The 18,415-nt window shown below is 67.0% G+C and carries 19 protein-coding genes and 1 pseudogene; 8 read left to right on the plus strand and 12 right to left on the minus strand.

Features of this window, described 5'->3' with window-relative positions:
- Positions 1–106: 106 nt before the first annotated feature.
- Positions 107–592: an Lrp/AsnC family transcriptional regulator gene (locus A3A5_RS0118435; protein WP_018312018.1), complete on the minus strand. Its 486-nt coding sequence runs from the start codon at positions 590–592 to the stop codon at positions 107–109.
- A 170-nt stretch (positions 593–762) separates the two neighbouring features.
- Here A3A5_RS0118435 and phhA point away from each other — a divergent pair, with 170 nt between their 5' ends.
- The 4 genes from phhA to A3A5_RS0118455 all read left to right on the plus strand — a co-directional run bounded on the left by phhA (position 763) and on the right by A3A5_RS0118455 (position 4,753).
- Positions 763–1,692, plus strand: a complete 930-nt coding sequence (gene phhA / locus A3A5_RS0118440) for a phenylalanine 4-monooxygenase (protein WP_026200896.1) — start codon at positions 763–765, stop codon at positions 1,690–1,692.
- 149 nt (positions 1,693–1,841) lie between these two features.
- Positions 1,842–2,141, plus strand: coding sequence for a 4a-hydroxytetrahydrobiopterin dehydratase (locus A3A5_RS0118445; RefSeq protein ID WP_010811305.1), 300 nt, complete (start codon positions 1,842–1,844; stop codon positions 2,139–2,141).
- 156 nt (positions 2,142–2,297) lie between these two features.
- Positions 2,298–3,002 (plus strand): response regulator transcription factor, encoded by a 705-nt coding sequence (locus tag A3A5_RS0118450; RefSeq protein WP_013958427.1) that lies wholly within the window; start codon positions 2,298–2,300, stop codon positions 3,000–3,002.
- A gap of 173 nt (positions 3,003–3,175) precedes the next feature.
- The gene (locus tag A3A5_RS0118455) at positions 3,176–4,753 is read left to right on the plus strand and encodes a sensor histidine kinase N-terminal domain-containing protein (protein ID WP_018312021.1); all 1,578 of its coding nucleotides are present in this window, start codon (positions 3,176–3,178) and stop codon (positions 4,751–4,753) included.
- A gap of 42 nt (positions 4,754–4,795) precedes the next feature.
- Here the strand turns inward: A3A5_RS0118455 and A3A5_RS0118460 are convergent, their stop codons facing one another.
- Positions 4,796–5,308, minus strand: a complete 513-nt coding sequence (locus tag A3A5_RS0118460; protein WP_018312022.1) for an SET domain-containing protein — start codon at positions 5,306–5,308, stop codon at positions 4,796–4,798.
- A gap of 1,184 nt (positions 5,309–6,492) precedes the next feature.
- Between A3A5_RS0118460 and A3A5_RS0118465 the strand changes: the two genes are divergently transcribed.
- Together A3A5_RS0118465 and A3A5_RS0118470 are read left to right on the plus strand one after the other, a co-directional pair.
- Positions 6,493–6,771, plus strand: a complete 279-nt coding sequence (locus A3A5_RS0118465) for an HU family DNA-binding protein (protein ID WP_012354324.1) — start codon at positions 6,493–6,495, stop codon at positions 6,769–6,771.
- Positions 6,772–7,010: 239 nt separating this feature from the next.
- Entirely contained in the window at positions 7,011–8,027 is a 1,017-nt protein-coding gene (locus A3A5_RS0118470; protein WP_026200898.1) for a DUF2272 domain-containing protein, read from the plus strand.
- 74 nt (positions 8,028–8,101) lie between these two features.
- On the opposite strand, the gene dinB is transcribed toward A3A5_RS0118470, so the two are convergent.
- The 3 genes from dinB to A3A5_RS0118485 form a co-directional block, all read right to left on the minus strand.
- Entirely contained in the window at positions 8,102–9,181 is a 1,080-nt protein-coding gene (gene dinB / locus A3A5_RS0118475; RefSeq protein WP_018312024.1) for a DNA polymerase IV, read from the minus strand.
- 53 nt (positions 9,182–9,234) lie between these two features.
- Complete coding sequence (gene rarD, locus A3A5_RS0118480) at positions 9,235–10,140, minus strand: EamA family transporter RarD (RefSeq protein ID WP_018312025.1); 906 nt, start codon at positions 10,138–10,140, stop codon at positions 9,235–9,237.
- 151 nt (positions 10,141–10,291) lie between these two features.
- Complete coding sequence (locus tag A3A5_RS0118485) at positions 10,292–11,428, minus strand: TRAP transporter substrate-binding protein (RefSeq protein ID WP_018312026.1); 1,137 nt, start codon at positions 11,426–11,428, stop codon at positions 10,292–10,294.
- Between the two features lie 540 nt (positions 11,429–11,968).
- Between A3A5_RS0118485 and A3A5_RS0118495 the strand changes: the two genes are divergently transcribed.
- On the plus strand, positions 11,969–13,606 hold the full coding sequence (locus A3A5_RS0118495) for a carbohydrate porin (RefSeq protein ID WP_018312028.1): 1,638 nt from the start codon (positions 11,969–11,971) through the stop codon (positions 13,604–13,606).
- Here the strand turns inward: A3A5_RS0118495 and A3A5_RS0118500 are convergent.
- From A3A5_RS0118500 to A3A5_RS38910, 4 genes are all read right to left on the minus strand, one after another.
- Positions 13,590–14,324: an MIP/aquaporin family protein gene (locus A3A5_RS0118500; protein WP_018312029.1), complete on the minus strand. Its 735-nt coding sequence runs from the start codon at positions 14,322–14,324 to the stop codon at positions 13,590–13,592. The genes A3A5_RS0118495 and A3A5_RS0118500 overlap by 17 nt on opposite strands.
- Positions 14,325–14,756: 432 nt before the next feature.
- Entirely contained in the window at positions 14,757–15,248 is a 492-nt protein-coding gene (locus A3A5_RS0118510) for a hypothetical protein (RefSeq protein WP_026200900.1), read from the minus strand.
- Between the two features lie 195 nt (positions 15,249–15,443).
- On the minus strand, positions 15,444–15,794 hold the full coding sequence (locus tag A3A5_RS0118515) for a BrnA antitoxin family protein (RefSeq protein ID WP_018312032.1): 351 nt from the start codon (positions 15,792–15,794) through the stop codon (positions 15,444–15,446).
- On the minus strand, positions 15,760–15,957 hold the full coding sequence (locus A3A5_RS38910; RefSeq protein ID WP_018312033.1) for a BrnT family toxin: 198 nt from the start codon (positions 15,955–15,957) through the stop codon (positions 15,760–15,762). Before A3A5_RS38910 ends, A3A5_RS0118515 begins: the two co-directional genes overlap by 35 nt.
- Before the next feature lie 419 nt (positions 15,958–16,376).
- Here A3A5_RS38910 and A3A5_RS43430 point away from each other — a divergent pair.
- Positions 16,377–16,523 (plus strand): annotated as a pseudogene (locus A3A5_RS43430) (AraC family transcriptional regulator); the annotation flags it as partial.
- 7 nt (positions 16,524–16,530) lie between these two features.
- Here A3A5_RS43430 and A3A5_RS0118530 read toward each other — a convergent pair.
- Genes A3A5_RS0118530 through A3A5_RS0118540 form a run of 3 tightly spaced genes read right to left on the minus strand, consistent with a single transcriptional unit; the run spans position 16,531 to position 18,345 of the window.
- Entirely contained in the window at positions 16,531–17,460 is a 930-nt protein-coding gene (locus tag A3A5_RS0118530) for an NADP-dependent oxidoreductase (RefSeq protein WP_018312035.1), read from the minus strand.
- Positions 17,460–17,888 (minus strand): nuclear transport factor 2 family protein, encoded by a 429-nt coding sequence (locus A3A5_RS0118535; protein ID WP_018312036.1) that lies wholly within the window; start codon positions 17,886–17,888, stop codon positions 17,460–17,462. Before A3A5_RS0118535 ends, A3A5_RS0118530 begins: the two co-directional genes overlap by 1 nt.
- 28 nt (positions 17,889–17,916) lie before the next feature.
- Positions 17,917–18,345, minus strand: coding sequence for a DoxX family protein (locus A3A5_RS0118540; protein ID WP_018312037.1), 429 nt, complete (start codon positions 18,343–18,345; stop codon positions 17,917–17,919).
- Positions 18,346–18,415 lie beyond the last annotated feature (70 nt).

Raw genomic sequence — 18,415 nt, forward strand, 5'->3', positions numbered from 1 at the left:
GCCATCCTCCGTTCCCGCCACGTTTGCGGCACCCGGCGAGGGTGACACGCACGCCACAGGAGCGCAAGACCAGCACGCAAACCTGCGACGCGCCGCGGGAAAAGTTTCAGCGCAGGTGCGACAACGGGAGCGGGCCGTCGCACTTGATGGCGGTCAGCACGATATTCGAACGCACGCTTTCCACGCCGGGCACGCGCATCAGCCGCTTCATGGTGAATTCGGCCAGCGTGGGCAGGTCGGGCACGACCACGCGGATCAGGTAGTCAGCCTCGCCGGCCACCGAATAGCACTCCTGCACTTCTTCCAGCAGCAGGATCTCTTCACGGAAGCGTTCGATGATGGTGTCGGCATGGTGGGCCAGCTTGACGCTGATAAAGACCATCACCCCCAGGCCCAGCGCCTGCGAGGACAGGTTGACGCGGTAGCCGGTGATGACGCCGTCGGCTTCCAGCCGCGCCAGCCGGCGCCCGACCTGGCTGGGCGACAGGTGCACGCGTTCGGCCAGCTGCTGGTGTGTGGTGCGGCCGTCGGCCTGCAGGACGGCCAGCAGCGCGAGGTCGAAGGGGTCCAGGGAGATGCCGGGGACAGTCATACACAAATTCCGCATTCTTTACTTTAATGATGCACATTATATGCATCATTACACCAAAACCAGCGGATTTTGCGGCCATTCTGCATGCCTGACTGTCTAAACTACGCAGTAAATCCGCATTCATGCTGCCGCCGATGCAGCAAGCACGCATTAACAAGGAGACGCGCACCATGTCCATCGCCACGGCCACTGAAGCTCCCGGCGCCTTCCAGGGCACCCTGACCGACAAGCTCAGGGAACAGTTCGACGCCGGCCTGCTGTCCGGCCAGGAACTGCGCCCGGACTTCACCATCGCCCAGCCGGTGCACCGCTACACCAGCACCGACCACGCCATCTGGCGCAAGCTGTACGAGCGCCAGGCCGCGATGCTGCAGGGCCGTGTCAGCGATGAATTCCTGCAGGGCCTGGCTACCCTGGGCATGGACAAGGACCGCGTCCCTGATTTCGACCAGCTCAACGAAACCCTGATGCGCGCCACCGGCTGGCAGGTCGTGGCCGTGCCCGGCCTGGTGCCGGACCAGGTGTTCTTCGAGCACCTGGCCAACCGCCGCTTTCCGGCCAGCTGGTGGATGCGCAAGCCCGAGCAGCTGGACTACCTGCAGGAGCCGGACTGTTTCCACGACGTGTTCGGCCATGTGCCGCTGTTGATCAACCCGGTCTTTGCCGACTATATGGAGGCCTACGGCAAGGGCGGCCTGAAGGCGGCCGGGCTGGGCGCGCTGGAGATGCTGTCGCGGCTGTACTGGTACACGGTTGAATTCGGCCTGATCCGCACCCCGCAGGGCCTGCGCATCTACGGCGCGGGCATCCTGTCGAGCCAGGGGGAGTCGGTCTACAGCCTGGATTCGGCCAGCCCCAACCGGATCGGCTTCGATGTGCGCCGCATCATGCGCACGCGCTACCGCATCGACACCTTCCAGAAGACCTATTTCGTGATCGACAGCTTCGAACAGCTGTTCGACGCCACCCGGCCGGACTTTGCGCCGCTCTACGAAGCACTGCGCGCGCAGCCGACGCTGGGCGCGGGCGACGTGGCGCCGGGCGACCAGGTGCTCAATGTCGGCACCCGCGAAGGCTGGGCCGATACCGAAGACATCTGATCCGACCCTCCCCGGCAAACCCGCGGCGGCCCTGCCCCGCTTCGCGCTTTGTGAAACAATGCCGGCATGCCCGCCGCCACGGCGCGGGCGGGCCGGCTGTCCGCATGATTTGCGGCCTTCGTTTTCGTTACGACCAGATCGAGCCCCCTATGACCCCTCTTTCCCCGCAAGCCCGTGCCACGCTGCTGGCAGACCTGCCCGGCTGGACCACCGTCCCGGACCGCGACGCGATCTTCAAGCGCTTCACCTTCCATGACTTCAATGCCGCCTTCGGCTTCATGACGCGCGTGGCGATCCAGGCCGAGAAGGCCGACCACCACCCGGAATGGTTCAACGTCTACAACCGGGTCGACATCACGCTGTCCACGCACGATGCCAATGGCCTCACCCAGCGCGACATCGATCTGGCCCACTTCATCGAGCGCGCCGCCGACGCGGTAACGGACTAAGCGCGGGCACGGCGGCAGCCGGATCGGGCAGCTGTAGGCTATCCGTAAGGAAGCGGGGGCCCGCGCCTAGTACAATCTGCGGCAGGCCCGCACCTTCCGTGTGCGCCAAGAGGCCTTCCCTCCAGCCATGCCCAACGTCCTACCCGAGCTGCCGCCATGCGTATCCTGCTGATCGAGGACGACCGCCAGATTGCCAGCGGCGTCGAAGCCGGCCTGTCCCGCGCCGGCCACCAGGTGCGCGTCGTCCACGATGGCGTCTACGCCACCGAACACCTGCTGCGCGAGCAGCACGACCTGGTCATCCTGGACCTGGGCCTGCCCGGCATCGACGGCATGACCCTGCTGGCGCGCTACCGCGCCCGCAACCGCACCACCCCCGTCATCATCCTGACCGCGCGCGACGAGCTGGAAGACAAGCTCTCGGGCCTGAACGCCGGCGCCGACGACTACCTGATCAAACCCTTCGCCCTGCCCGAGCTGGAAGCGCGCGTGCGCGTGCTGCTGCGCCGCAGCCAGCAGGGCGAGGCCGCACCCGAGCGCGACGTGCGCCTGGGGCGCCTGCGGCTGTCGGGCAACGACCGCCGCATGTTTATCGACGCCCGCCCGCTGGAGCTCTCGCCGCGCGAGTTCGCGGTGCTGGAACTGCTGCTGCAGCGCCAGGGCCGCGTGGTCAGCAAGGCGCAGCTGCAGGACCACCTGGCCACCTTTGCCCACCCCGCCGGCGAGGGCGGCGACACCGTGGGCGACACCGCGATCGAAGTCTATGTGCACCGCGTGCGCAAGAAGCTCGAGGACAGCGATGTCGAGATCGTCACCGTGCGCGGCTTCGGCTACCTGCTGCAGATCCGCGCCGGACAATGAAACCGCTCCGGCCGCCGCGGCCATCCGACACGCGGCACCGTCCTTCGGCCTAGCCGGCAATGTGGCCTCGCTCCCGCACCTCTTCCCGGGTTTCCTGGCGCACGGCCTCCCGCATCGCAACGCGGAACGTGCCCCCATCTTCCGCCGCGGCTGACGCCGCCGGCGCCAGCCCTATGCCCGCGGCGACGCGCCAGGCCTCCCGCCCCGGCTCCAACATCAGCCTGCGCGTGCACCTGCTGCGCGCACTGGCCACGCCGCTGTTTGCGCTGGTGCTGACCAGCGGCTCGCTGTCGTACTGGCTGGCGGCACACTACACCACGCAGGTGTTTGACCGCGCGCTGTATGGCGTGGCCAACAACATCGCCCAGCAGATCCGCATTGCCGGCCCGCGCCTGGAGCAGGACATCCCGATGATCGCGCAGACGCTGGTCGAGGCCGAGGGCACCGACCGCATCTACTGGCGCATCCACGGCCCCGACGGGCTGATCGGCGGCATGGACACCTGGCTGGGCTACGGCACCGGCCAGACCACGCTGCACGACGCGCGCCTGTTCTACGCCTGGTTCAGCGGCCGCCAGGTGCGCGCGGTGCGGCTGCCTGTGATGCTGCCCAGTGCCGCGGTGGACGAACTCGGCACCAGCGAGGCCGGCAAGGCCGCGCGCGGGCCAATCGTGGTGGAGGTGGCGGAGCTGCTGGACCGGCGCGAGACCGCCGCCAACGAGATCCTGCTGTCGGTGTCGGTGCCGCTGATCCTGCTGCTGCTGGTCGGCAGCCTGATCCTGTCGCACGTGCTCAAGGAAGAGCTGGTGCCGCTGCAGATCCTGGCCGACAAGCTCAACCGGCAGACTGCCCGCTCGCTCGCCGCGCTGGACGAGACCCAGGTGCCGGCCGAGGTGGCGCCGCTGATCCGCGGCCTCAATGCGCTGCTGGCGCGGCTGCGCGACGCGCTCGACGCGCAGCGCAAGTTCATTGCCGATGCGGCACACCAGCTGCGCACGCCGCTGACCGCGGTCAAGCTGCATGCCGACCGGGCCCAGCAAGCCGATTCGCTGGAAGTCGCCCGGCATGCGCTGCGCGAGGTGCAGACCGCCGCCGACCGCGCGGTGCGGCTGTCCAACCAGCTGCTGTCGCTGGCGCGCGCCGAGCCGGGGCTGTCGCTGGAGCGTCTCGGGCCGGTGGAACACTTCGACCTGGCCGAGCTGGCCTTCGAAACCGGCGCCGAATGGGTGCCGCAGGCGCTGGCGCAACACATCGACCTGGGCTTCGAGATCCTGCCCGGCCCCACCTTCACCGGCAGCGCGCCCGCCGTGGTGCGCGGCAACCGGCTGCTGATGCGCGAGGCCTTGTCCAACCTGATCGACAACGCGGTGAAGTACGTGCCCGCGGGCGGGCGCATCACGGTGCGCGCCGGCGGCGAGGCCATGGGTCACCGCGGCATGGCGGTGGTGATGGTGGAAGACAACGGCCCCGGCATCCCGCCACAGCGGCGCGAGGAAGTCTTCAAGCGCTTCTTCCGCGGCGACCGCGCCCCCGAACCGGGCGGCGGGCGCGCGGCCCACAGCGGCGGCGCCGGGCTGGGGCTGGCCATCGTCCATGAGATCGTGACGCTGCACCAGGGCACCATCCGCATCGAGGACGTGCCGCCAGTGCCGGGTGCTGGCGATGTGGCGGCCGCGGACGGGCCCGAACGGCGGCCGGCCATGCGCTTCGTGATCCGGATCCCCTGCGAACCGCCAGGATCGGTGGCCTGACCCGCTGCTGCGCTGGCAGCGGCGCGGGTCGAGACGCGCGCCTTACTTGGCCTTCTTCTTTTCCTTCGGTGCCAGCATGGTGCCGCGGCATTGCGGGCTGCCGCAGCGGCACTCGAATTCCTTCTTCAGCTTGGCGGTATAGCGCGCGTCGATCACCAGGCCGTAGTCGTAGAACAGTTCCTCTCCCTCGGCGATGTCGCGCAGCGCGTGGATAAACACGCGGCCCTTCTTCTCGCGCGCCTCGCAGTTGGGTTCGCAGGCATGGTTGATCCAGCGCGCGCGGTTGCCGCCGTACTTGGCGTCGATCACGCTGCCGTCGTCCAGGCTGAAGTAGAAAGTGTGGTTGGGATCGCTGGGATCGTGCGGATGGCGCTCCAGCGCCTTCTTCCACGAAATGTGCTCGCCCTTGTACTCGATCACGCGTTCGCCTTCGGCGATCGGGCCGATCGCATAGACGCCCTTGCCGTGCACGCCTGACTGGCGCACCTCGATCCGGTCGCTCGCCGTCTTCTTCTTGCCCTCGCCTGCTGCCTTGCGCTTTGCCTTGTCCGCCATTTGCCTTTCCGTGCTCGTCGCCTGTTGTGCCTGAGTGGCCCGCTGTGCCGGGCGTTCCGGCGCGATCGGGGATGATACCGGCGCAACCGTGACACGTATACGCACCCCCCCCCCCGGCGCACCTCCCCTTTGCCGGCGCCGTCACCGTATACGTCTTTGGGTGCAGTTGACAGGTATACGGCACCCCCATTTTCACCCTAACCGCGACGCTCGTTTACCTGCGCGCATGTGGATAACCCCGCCCCGAACTGTGGACAAGCACGCGGATTCGATGTGGGCTGCCTGGGGCTGGCATGGGGATGCCTCAGGCATAAGTCGGAGGGGGTTCGGCACCAGCCTCGCCCATCGGGCTGAGTCATCCACCTCGGCCAACATTGGATACGACCACTTCTCGTTTACGTAAACCGTTGAACAGAAAGACGTTTACGCGGTTTTCCACAGAGGGGGCGGGTGTTTACTTACTACTACTATTTGTATACATGAAAGAAAAAGGTAAACCGAAAGAACGAGGCAGCGCGTCAGCAAAAGAGAAGGCGTCCAAAGCATCATCCGAATAGCCAGGGCCGTAAACGTTGCAATAGCGCGAGACTTCGGGTTTGAAGGGGGCGTATACCTTGGGCGTATACGCCCAATCACACCAACGTGCGCGTATACGCCGGCACCAGGAGAGGAGGCGGGGCGTAAACCGATCCGCAAGGCGCCATGCATGCGCCGAATAGCCGTGTGGTCCACCGCCAGGCCGGTGATCCGACAACATGCAACATAGTGCAGCTTATGTCTGCGAGACTCGCAGAGCCCCTGCAAGCGCTTGCGGCCGGCGCTGGCTCTCCAACCCTGTCCAATACGCCTGGGCGTGCGCAGAGGGCCTCTGAGAGCCTCTGGCGAGGGATGGATAAGGTGCAATGGCCTCCATCGCGTTGCGCGAGTCCCGGGTGCCCTGCCCTGTCACCTTAGGGCGCTTTCGTCACCTTCCCCCACGTGCCATGGCTGCGTCCGGCTGCGTCGAGTTGCCGCGAAGCCCAGCCTGGCGCGGCCTCGCGGAAACTGCCAGGTAACAATCTGTTCCCGGTGCGCCTTGCCCGACACGGTATCATGTGGCCCGCGGCGTCTTTGCCGGAGCGGTGCCAGCCAGGCCGCCCGGCATGCGGACGCCTGTGTTTTATCAACTCGATACGGAGTGAAGCATGACGAAAACCGAACTGATCGACGCTATCGCAGCCGGGGTGGACGGTCTGACCAAGGCCAAGGCGGAACAGGCACTGAACGTGACCCTGTCGGCCATCATGGACGCAGTGGCCAAGGGCGACACGCTGAGCCTCATCGGCTTTGGCACGTTCAGCAAGGGCGAGCGTGGCGAGCGCATGGCGCGCAACCCGCGTACCGGTGAAGAAATCAAGGTCGAAGCAGCCAAGACCGTGAAGTTCAAGGCAGGCCAGAAGTTCAAGGACGCTGTCAACCAGTGAGCCTGACGGGCTGCACTGCAGGGCCCGAATTGTCAGACCCCGCCATGCCGCCGCCCGGTGCCCGAGGGCGCAGGCGAGCGCCAGGCGGGGGACGTTATCCACAGCGGTAAGCTGATTTTCTGCAGTATCCGCCGCATCGCTGAATCCGCCATCGGGGCGATCGCGCGCGAAGTCTTCCAACAGGCGTCCAGCCGTGGCCGTGACAGGCCGGACCGGGTGCCGTGCCACATGGGGCCTCCATGCTCGCCCGTCCGCCGCGCCGCAGATCTCCACAGCGTTATGCACAGCGCTTTCCACAGTTGGTTCCACAGCTTTCTCCACAGGCTGCGGGCGCCATGCGCGCGGCTTGCGTTGCCGTGGCGCTGGCATTGCTGAGTGCCTGCACCACCGTCAGCGAGCCAGTGCGGCCGCAGGCGCGCGCCCTGCCCGACACCGAAAGGCCGGTGACACGCCCGGGCGCCACGCCGCGCGAACGCATCGTCGAGATTGCCACGCAGGAATGGACCCGCTGGGGCGGGCAGGTGGTGCGGCTGGGCCGGGACGACACGTCCTGCGTCACCTACAGCCCGGTGCCCGCACCGGAGCTGCCTGCGCCACTGCCAGAGATCCCGGAGGCCCAGCCACTGTCCCCCGCGGTGGCCGGGGTGCCCGCTGCCGCCACCACCGACACCGAATCCAAAACCAACGGCAATCCCCCACCCGTGGCCAGCTGCCTGTCCTTTCCGGACGGCACCGGCATGGAAGCCACGCCCTTGGGCTGCTCCCTGGCGCGCCGCTACTGGAGCATCGTCGGCGAAGCGCCCGGCTGCCGGCAAGTGACCCAGGGATCCTGGGCCTGGTCGGCGGTGTTTATCTCATGGGTGCTGCGCAAGGCGGGGCTGGACGAGCGCCAGTTCCTGACCGGGCAGTCGCACTCGATGTACGTGGTCGATGCCCGCGACGGCATCCTGCCCAGGCCGGCCTTCCATATCGAGCCCGTGCCCGCCATGCCCCGACCCGGCGACATCATCTGCGCCGGGCGCGGGCGCGACCGCTATCTCGAGGACATCGCCGAAATCGGTTTCGGCACCACGCCCATGCACTGCGACATTGTGGTCGGCGTGGATCCGGCCACGCGCGTGGTGCGTGCCATCGGCGGCAACGTCCAGCAGTCGGTGTCGATGGAGGAGATCGAGCTGGGCGATTCGGGCCGGCTCGATGGCATCACCAATTCACATATGCCATGGCTGCTGGTGATGCGCAACGACCTGCAGTAGCTGGTTTATTGATGCGATTTATCGTGGAATCATAATTTTATGCGGTTTGATTATTCGCTTGAATAATCCTGCGCTCAGTCGAACAGTTCCAGCTGCGATGTATCCCGGTCGCTGGTCCCCACCCCGACCCCCAGCAGCCGCACTGGCAAGCCCCGGCGCGCATGGCCCTCGGCCAGCAGGCGCGCATAGACGGCGCGGTCCGGTGCGTGGCCGCGGCATTCCACCGTGGTCTGGCGGAAGTCAGAGAAGCGCAGCTTCACGGTCAGCTTGTCGATGGTGTCGTGTGCCTGTGCCCGGTCAATGCGCGCTTCGAGCATGGCGATCAGCGATTCCAGCTCGGCCATGCAGGCCTGCAGGTCGGGCAGGTCGTCGGCATAGGTCTCTTCCACGCTGATCGACTTGCGCTCGCGCTCGGGCGTGACCTCGCGCTCGTCGACGCCGCGGCACAGCTTGTAGAGCCGCGCCCCGAAGACACCGAACTCGCGGTGCAGCCGGTCCGGCGACCACGGCCGCAGGTCGCCGCAGGTCTCGGCACCCAGGCGCCGCAGCTTGGCCGCGGTGACCTTGCCTACGCCGTGGATGCGCTCCACCGGCAGCGCGGCGACAAAGCCATCGACTGCCGCCGGCTTGACCACGAACAGCCCGTCGGGCTTGTTCCAGTCGCTGGCGATCTTGGCCACGAACTTGCTCGGGCCCACCCCGGCCGATACCGTCACACCCACTTCATCGCGCACACGCTGGCGGATTTCCTGGGCGATGCGGGTGGCGCTGCCGGCGTGGCGGGTGCAAAGGCTTACGTCCAGGTAGGCCTCGTCCAGCGACAGCGGTTCGACCAGCGCGGTGTATTCGCGATAGATCGCGAAGATCTGGCGAGAAACCTCGCGGTACTTGTCCATCGCCGGGCGCACGATCAGCAGGTCCGGACAACGCTTGACCGCCTGTGCCGATGGCATTGCCGAACGCACGCCAAAGGCGCGCGCTTCGTAGTTGCAGGTGGCAATCACCCCGCGCCGGTCGGGCGAGCCGCCCACGGCCATCGGGCGGCCGCGCAGCGACGGGTCGTCGCGCATCTCGACCGAGGCGTAGAAACAGTCGCAGTCGCAATGAATGATCTTGCGCTGGACCGCGGGCGTGGCATCAGGCGGGGCAGACATGGTGGCCAGGCACCGTATCGGTTATCCGCGCGATGAATGAAATGGTTTGCTTTTTAGTTCGTTTCATTGATCGACTGGATGGTGGCGGGCTTCTGCCGCGTATTCATCCATAGCCCCTCGGCCGCATACAAGGCCAGCGACAGCCAGATCAGCGCGTAGCCGACCTGCTTTTGCACCGGGAACGGCTCGTTCCACAGCCACACGCCCAGCAGCAGCTGCAGCGTCGGCCCGGTGTACTGCAGCAGGCCCAGCAGCGACAGCGGAATGCGCCGCGCACCGGCCGCAAAGAACAGCAGCGGCACCGCCGTCACCGGCCCGGCCAGCAGCAGCAGCCACTGCGTACCCGGCGCTGCGTGAGTGAAGCTGTCCTGGCCGGTGGCGAACAGCCAGGCCAGCGCCGCTGCGGCCAGCGGGAACAGCAGCAGCGTTTCCAGCGACAGCCCTTCCAGCGCACCCAGCGCGCCGGTCTTGCGCAGCAGGCCATAGCCGCCGAAGCTGGCCGCCAGCCCCAGCGCGATCCACGGCAGCTGGCCTGCCGCCACTGTCAGCCAGGCCACCCCGGCCGCGGCTACCGCGATCGACAGCCATTGCACCAGGCGCAGCCGCTCGTGCAGGAACACCACGCCCAGCAGCACGCTGAACAGCGGGTTGATGAAGTAGCCCAGGCTGGCATCGACCACGCGGTTGGCCGACACCGCCCAGATATAGAGAAACCAGTTGGCGCACAGCAGCGCCGCGCTGGCGGCGAACGACAGCAGCAGGCGCCGGTCCTTGAGCACCCGGCCCAGCCACGCCCACTGGTGCCGCCACGTCAGGATCAGGCCGAGGAATACCAGCGACCACACCATCCGGTGCAGCAGGATCTCCAGCGGTGCAATGCCGGGCAGCGATTTGATATAGAGCGGGAGCAGCCCCCAGATGACGTAGGCCAGGAGGGCGTAGAGAATGCCGAGTTGCATAGGGATTTCCGGTAGATGCCGGCGATTCTACCGGCGCCGCGCGATCCCCGCCCGGCGGGCGCCCGCGTGCCGTGGCCAACAAAAAACCCCATGCTCCCGAGGGAACATGGGGTTTGCGGCAGGCCGCGGACGGACCAGAGCCGTGTGCCGCTTACAGCTTGCGCGCGAAGCTGAACTGGGCGAAGCCCTGCTCGGCCACGTTGAACCAGGCGGCCTGGTTGTTGCGGAACACGCGCCAGTCGTCGTAGATCTTCTTGAACGACGGGTTCTTGGCGGTTTCGTCAGCGTAGGATTCCTGGGTCGCCTTGAAGCAGGCCTCCATGATTTCCTTGGAGAACGGGCGCAGCTTGACGCCGTTTTCCAGCAATCGGGCCAGCGCCTGCGGGTTGACCGTGTCGTACTTGGCCATCATGGTGGTGTGTGCCTCGATGGTGGCGGTTTCCAGCGCGCGCTTGTACAGCGCCGGCAGCTTCCCAAACTCGGTGGCCGAGGCGTAGAACGACAGCTGCGCGCTGCCTTCCCACCAGCCCGGGTAGTAGTAGTACGGCGCGACCTTGTAGAAGCCCAGCTTCTCGTCATCGTACGGGCCCACCCATTCGGCCGCGTCGATGGTGCCTTTTTCCAGCGCAGGATAGATGTCGCCGCCGGCGATCTGCTGCGGCACCACGCCCAGGCGCGACAGCACCACACCGGCAAAGCCGGCGATGCGGTACTTCAGGCCCTGCAGGTCGGCCACGGTCTTGATTTCCTTGCGGAACCAGCCGCCCATCTGTGCATTGGTGTTGCCGCCCAGGAAGTTGATGACGTTGTATTCCTTGAAGAACTCGCGCATCAGTTTCATGCCGTTGCCCTGCAGCATCCAGGCGTTCTGCTGGCGTGCGGTCAGGCCGAACGGGACGGTGGTGTCAAAGCACAGCGTCGGGTTCTTGCCGAAGTAGTAGTAGCCGGCGGTGTGGCCGATCTGCACGGTGTTGTTCTGCACCGCGTCCAGCACCTGCAGGCCCGGCACGACTTCACCGGCGGCAAACACCTTGATGTTGAACTTGCCGTCGGTCAGTTCCTTGACGCGGGCCGACAGCAGCTCGGCACCGCCGAAGATGGTGTCGAGCGACTTGGGGAAGCTCGAGGCCAGGCGCCATTCCACGGCCGGGTTGCTGCCGACCACGGCCGGCGCTGCCGGGCCGCTGGCGGCGGCAGGCGCTGCCTTCTCTTCACTCTTGCCGCACGCGGCCAGTGCCCCGGTGGCGGCCACGGCCGACGCTTTCAACAGGAAGGAACGACGTTCCATCTCCACTTCTCCTCTTATAGATATTGATTCGGATGCAGGCGCGCGGCTTGCATGATGCCGCGGGCCGGACCGTGACGCACCAGCCGCCGGGGTACAGCGGCTTGCGCAACGCTGTGCCTGTTGCGAACGGGCACGGCGGCGTGCCCTGCATGCCGGGCGCCTGACGCGCGGCCCACGGCAAAGGGCTGTCTTACCCGAAAGACAAGCCAGCCGATTATAGCGGTGGCTCTTTCGCCACGGGGTACCGTCCAAGTGCGGGTTTTCGCTAGTCAATGGCGCCATATCCGGGGTTTTTTCGCATTGTGAGACGTCGCATAGTGTGATGGATTTTGTAACCCGGCTTGCGGTCAAATGGGTCGGCTGATAAAAAACAGTCCCGCCTCCGGAGCCCTTGCCTGCTCCGGCCATCGTTGTTGCTTGCCTGAATTACTGTCCGAATTGCCGCCAGTCTCCCGTCGAATTCCCGCCACACCGCTCTGTCTCGGCCCTGCCGGCCCTGCCGGAGGCGGTGGCCTGCCCCTGCGCCGCCTCGGCTTTGCCGTGCTGGCCGCGTGGGGCCTGGCCGCGTGCGCGCAGACCGGGGATGCGACCACCAGTGCCACCACGCCGCCGCCGCGCATCGAACCGCGCCCGGCGGTGCCGCCGGTGGTGACCGCGGATGCGGCGCAAGCCGCCCGGCCTGCCAAGCCGGCCACAGCAAGCACGGAGGACCCGCTGGCGGCGCTGATTGCCGGCGACGCGGCACCCGCGGCCAGCGTGACCGTGCCGGCGGCACCGGCGCAAGGCACCACGGGCGAGCTGGCTGCCCAGCCTGCCGTGCCGCCTGACGGCAGCGCGCCGGCAACCCTGGCCGGCACCAGCCCGGCTGCCGATCCCAATTTCGTCGGCCCGCCCGAACCGCCACCCCAGCAGCCGCCGCCACTGGTGCTGTTCCCGCCCCGCCTCGGCCAGTTCCAGGCCGAGGCGCCTGCCCAGCCGGCGGACAGCGCCACCGGTGGCACCCCGCCAGACGCCCCGCCGGTGCTGCACTCGCAACTGCCCGCTGACGACCCCGCCGGGGATTCCGTGTGGCGCCTCGGCTACAGCGGCCGCGCCGCGGCCGAGGAACGCCCGGCCACCATGCGCGCCTGCCCCGGCGGCGCGCTCTCCACCGGCATCGGCAACGGCCTGGCCTGCCGCAGCGCTGGTGAGGTCAAGATCCGCGAATCGGTGCTGGACCTCGACGGCGGCGCGCAGGTGATGCTGATCGCGCAGGCGCGCGGCACCGACGCCACCACGGTCAATGGCCGCCCCGCGGCGATCGATCCCTATGCCCTGGTGCCGCAGTTCTATACCGCCGTCAGCGGCCTGGCAGTGCTGGACGGCGCCACCATGTGGGCCGGCCGGCGCGACAATGCGCCGTTCCTGCTGTCGTCCGGCCTGCTGCCGCCCAATTCCACGGCGATGCGCTTCGGCGTGGACAACGCCAAGGTGATCGGCGATATCGGCCTGAGCTACCAGTACACCGCGCGCGCCGACCAGAACGGCCAGAACCTGCCCAGCTACCACTCGCTGCGCACCGCGCCCATCAACACCAACGAACAGGGGTCGGTCCAGCTCGGCTTCACGCGGGTGGAGGCGCAGCCGCTGGTGGAAGACAACGGCGGTGCATGGTGGGCGTCTGCGTTGCATGAGCAGAAAGGCGTGCTGTTCGGCACCAACCGCCTCGGGGTGCAGTTCGGATCGGGATCGCGCAACGCCATGAGCGGCTACACCGGCATGGGACCGGCGCTGTCGCGCACGCGCGTGGCGGAATCGATGGAATGGAAGGGCCGTTCAGGGCTGAGCGGCGCGGTGGAGCAAAGCCTGCAGTTCGACCGGTCGCCGCTCGGCACGCTGCAGTGGACCACCACGCGCTTGCGTCCTGCTTACATAGCGAGCAACCAGTTCCGCCTGAATTTCGAGGTCTCGCACGACCAGATCTCGTCCGGCTTCGGCGTCAGCGGCCAGCGCACCGCGCTGACCGTGGCGCCCACGCTGACGCTGGGCAAGTCGGCCGGCAATGCCAACCTGCGCGCCTTCTACACCTACAGCCGCGCCAGCGACGTCGAAGGCATCGGGTACACCGCGCCGGCCGACGCGTGGGCCTCGCAGGCGGGCGGCTCGATCTTCGGCGTGCAGCTCAATCGGCGCTGGTAGGGGCGCTGGCGGGCGCAGCGCGCCAGTCGGCCTGCGCCGTGGCAGCGGTGGTGGCCGCAGCGGGCTTGCGGCACAGCCAGTGGAACAGCAGCGTGGCGCTCAGCCCGCCGCCGATCTGGGCCAGCACGAAGCCCGGCACGTCCTGCGGCCGGATCCCGGTAAAGGTATCGGTCAGCGCGCAGGCGATGGTCAGCGCCGGGTTGGCAAACGAGGTCGACGACGTGAACCAGTAGCCCGCGGTGATATAGCCTGCCACCACGAACGGCACCAGCTGCGGCCGGCTGCGCAACGTGCCGATGCCCACGCCGACCAGGCCGAAGGTGGCCACGCACTCGCTCCACCACATCGCTGCGCCGGTGCGGCTCTGCGCCGACCAGGCCAGCGCCGGCTCGCCGAACATCGCATGGGCGGCCAGCACGCCGCAGACTCCGCCCGCCACCTGCACCAGCACATAGCGCAGCACATCGCGCGGCGCCAGCGTGCCCTGCAGCAGCGCCGACAGGCTGACCACCGGGTTGAAATGCCCGCCCGAGACCGGGCCCAGCGATACCAGCAAGGCCACCAGCCCGGCACCGGTCGCCAGCGAATTGGCCAGCAGCGCCAGCGCGGTATCACCGGCGGCGAGGCGCTCGGCACGGATGCCCGAACCCACCACGATCGCCACCAGCAGGGCGGTGCCGAGACCTTCCGCCACCAGGCGGCGTGCCAGCGTACTCATCGCTGCGCTGTGCCGGCGCTGTGCAGCGGCGCACGGACGTGGCAAGGGACCGGCCGCAAGCGTGCGGAAAAACCGGCGGCAAAAACGGCGGGGAGAAGGTGCAGCGGCAAGATGGACAACGTCGCCTGAGACGACGCCTCGAACAGTGGCGGAACAGTGGCAAGACCGGCGCGCAGGGGGTGCGCGCGCCTCGCGACAGTGTTCCGTCTGGGCCCGGGTGCGTCAATGCGCGGCGACTTTGTTGTGTGCTGACACTGGGTTTCGAATCGCTGCTGCGCCGCCGCCGTGGCGGAATCCGAGGTGGGCGTGCCGCTGGCCCTTGATGCCTTGCTGGCGGTTGCGGACCGGCACCTAGACGATGCCAGGCAGCACCGCCGCAACCGCGTCGTCAGCGACGACCGGCTGCCCGCGCCGGCGTCGTAGCGTTGCGCCTCAGCGCAGCAGGAACGCGATGTCCTCGACGCTGATCTGTGCCACCGGAATGCCCTTGCGGCGCTGGAACAGGATGTGCTGCTGCACGCGGCCGCGCTGCTCGGCAAATGCCGCGGGATCGATCGGCGTGCCCAGGCGCATGTAGTGCTGCACCAGCAGCTTGTAGGCGCGGTGGCGCACCTGCATGGCCTCGGTCTCTGCACGCAGCCGCCGGATCTCTGCCGGGCTGCGGTCGATCGCCTGGTGCAGCTCCTCGACCGTGCGCGCATGCAGCTCGCGGTAGACGTCGCGCTCGGCCTCCATCTGGTGCAGCTCGTCGCGCAGCGCACGGATCTTGTGCTGCAGCTTCAGCGTCTGCGAGACCGCCTGCTGCACCCGCCCCGCCGCCCCCAGCGCGTGGCTGGCCGCGGCCATGGTGCTCTTCCACAATCCGCGCTCGTCGCCCGCAGTCTGCGGCGGCCAGCGGTTGTCTGTCCCGATCAACGTATCCATCAGACCCCCCGGGTAAGAAAGTAATAGCCCTGGACCGGGTGTCCGCGTTATGGGTGCGGCTTGGCCGGCTCGGTACGCGCCGCCGGGCGGCAGCGTGTCAGGGCATCGTAGAGATACATAGATCGGCTGCCAAGTAGAAGATATTTACTTCTGGGTTGGCTGTTGCGCGTTGCACAAACCACCGGTCTGCGGTGGTCAGCTACGGGGCAGCATGCGGTGCGATTTGGCGTAGGCACGCAGCACATCGTTGATGCGGGTCTGCCATCCTTCACCGGTGGCCTTGAACGCCTCGACGACATCACGGTCGGCACGCATGTTCAGCGTGACCTTGCGCTGATCCGGCGGCAGCGCCGGCCGGCCGCGGGGCCGCAGCAATGCCTGTGCCGCCTTGTCGCCGACCAGCCTGGGCAGCGCTTCCCGCGCGGGCCGCAGGCGCGCCAGTTCGGCATCGGTCAGCGGCGGGTTGTCGGGGTCTGCCTGCGCGGCGCGCGTCAGCGCCTTGCCCTCGGTGTCAGTCGGGATATGGATCCTGCGTTTCGTCGACATACTTCAATACCTCGCGGCGGTTGGCTTTGCGCAGGCTGATGACGCGCATCGTTTCGCCTCGCATCGTGTAGACCATCACAAACACACGGTTGCCGATCAGGCCGGTAGCGACCATGCGCCCTTCACCGTATGCAAAGCGCAGATCGTCCCGGATCAGCGCCACCGTCCATCTCAAACGCTTCGGCCAGTGTCAGCGCTACGCCATGCTTGATCTGGTTGGCCAGATCCTTGACCGGATCGAACACAAGCGGCATCTATTTATTGTATGGGCGTTAAATTGGCAAGGCAAGGAATATTTGCCTATACAGAAATTGCGTTGCGCCGGTCGGTGCAAGCGACGTCCGGCTACTTGCGAGGCAAGTCGTCAAGATGGGCCTGCACGCGTGAGGCGACCTTGACTTTGATCACTGGCGTTGAGCCGAGGGGGCACGGGCAACGTGCAGAGCCTGGAATCGCTGTCGCGCACGCTGGCGAACCTCATCAAGCTGGAGCGCGAAGCCTACGGCATCGATGCCAAGGCGAAGGAAGAAAGCTCGTTGGAGCGGCTGATGCGCGAAGTGGCGGCTGCGGAAGCGGCTGCCAGCGGCGGCAGCGGGACGCGTCGGCTACGAAAGCGCGTCCCAATTCAGCCGGGAGTTCAAGCGCCTGTTTGGCCGGACGCCGGTCGAGGAAGTGCGTGACATGCGCGAATCATTCACGCTCTCGCCGGCGGTCCGCTTCGGTACCTAGGCGCTCGCTAGGCGGCCACATCCAGAACCACCTTCCCCCGTACGTGGCCGCCCATGCTCCTTGCCAGGGCACGGCTTGCCTCTTGAAGAGGAAAGACCGAATCGACATGGGTGCGCACCTCGCCGGACGCATGGAGCGCGGCCAGCGCGGCAAGCAGCGGGCCATCGGCACGGGTCGCGAAATGCCTGCCGGTTACCTGTGCCGGGTTGCCGGCGCGCTCGGCATCCGGCTTGCTGACGGTGGAAACCAGAGTGCCGCCGCGCTTCAGCACCGACCACGACCTCGCCTGCGTTGTGCCGCCGACGAGGTCGAGCACCAGATCGACCTCGGAGGCTTGCTCCGCAAAATCCTGCGCGCGGTAGTCGATGAACGCCGCCGCACCGAGGCTTTGCACGTACTCGCGATTGCCAGCCGAAGCGGTGCCGATGACGTGCGCGCCGGCCAGCTTCGCCAGTTGCACTGCCGCGCTCCCCACGCCGCCCGCCGCGGCATGGATCAGGACCGTTTGACCGGCCTGCAACGCACCGTGTTCGTGCAGCGCCTGCCAGGCCGTCAGCGTCGCTGCGGGCATCGCGGCCGCCTCGGCGAAACTCAGCCGCCCTGGCTTGCGCGCCAGGCGGCTGGCATCCACCACAGCCCGGGTGGCATAGGCGCCGACGATGCCAATGAACCCCATGACCTCATCCCCCGGCGCCAGCGTGGTGACGTTGCGCCCGACTGCGACGACGGTGCCGGCGGCATCCACGCCGGGTGTGAAGGGCAAGGGAAGCGGGATGAACGCTTTCATGGCGCCACTGACGATCTTCCAGTCGATCGGATTCACTGCGGCAGCGGCGACATCGATCAGGACCTCGTTATCGCCGGGAACGGGATCGTCCAGTTCGGCGAGGGTCATGGCGTCCGGGCCGCCATAGGCAGCGACTTGTATGGCTTTCATCAGATGCTCCTCGAAGGGACGCCCACAATCGGAGCGTCTAGGGCAAGCGCGGCCTGTACCGGATCGAAATACTCCCGCAAATGGACAATCCGTCTGTCACGCGCGGTCAGGAAGACCACGTACTCTTGCCGGTAGGTCCGCCCGGTTGCAGCGATCAACCCTTCGGCCCGCACGCGGGCGATGGCATGTTGGGGGTCGTCGGTGGCGGTGACCACCGTATCGAAGAAGCGAAAGTCCTTGACCGCGCCGACGAACCAGCTCACGTGCCGTAGCACGGACTCCCGGCCGTCAAGTTGCAACGGATGGCCAAGGCTCGGTGCATAGGGCAGATCCCACACGATGTCGTCAGCAATCAATTCCTGCCATTGCTGGTTGTCGTCAACCAGCCACTGGAGGTGCTGTTGCAAAAGTTCTGTTGCGATGGTCATGATGCATTTCCTCTTTTGGTGCCCGCGATTAGGCGATGACCCGCTCGGCCAGCGCGCGACGGTTGTCCAGGCTGAACGCGCCGGCGCCGAACGCCACGACCTGCAACAAGCCACCGGCCATGGCGAGGTTCTTCAGGAAGTGGAACATCTGATTCTGGTCTGCCAGCGCATGGTGGAAGATCAGCGCGGTCACCACGGCGTAGGCCGCCAACAGCAGGGCGATCAGGCGAGTCCGATAGCCGACCACCAGGAGCACGGCACCAGCCAGTTCCAGTACCAGGGCGCCCACCAAGCCGAGCGCAGGGGCGGGCAGTCCCAGCGAGCCGATGTACGCCATCGTGGCGCCAGGCGCCATCAGCTTGCCGATGCCGCTGATGAGAAAGATGGCAGCGATGAAGATGCGGCCGATGGCAGGAATTGCCGGGTGGGCATTGAGGTTCGAGTTCATGTTGATCATCCTTTTCAAAGAGTGGATGTACGAAGATTAGAGACTTGACACCTATCCAGGAAGCCTATATCTCTAGATA

Origin of the sequence: Cupriavidus sp. UYPR2.512 (assembly GCF_000379565.1) — a bacterium.
GTDB lineage: Bacteria > Pseudomonadota > Gammaproteobacteria > Burkholderiales > Burkholderiaceae > Cupriavidus.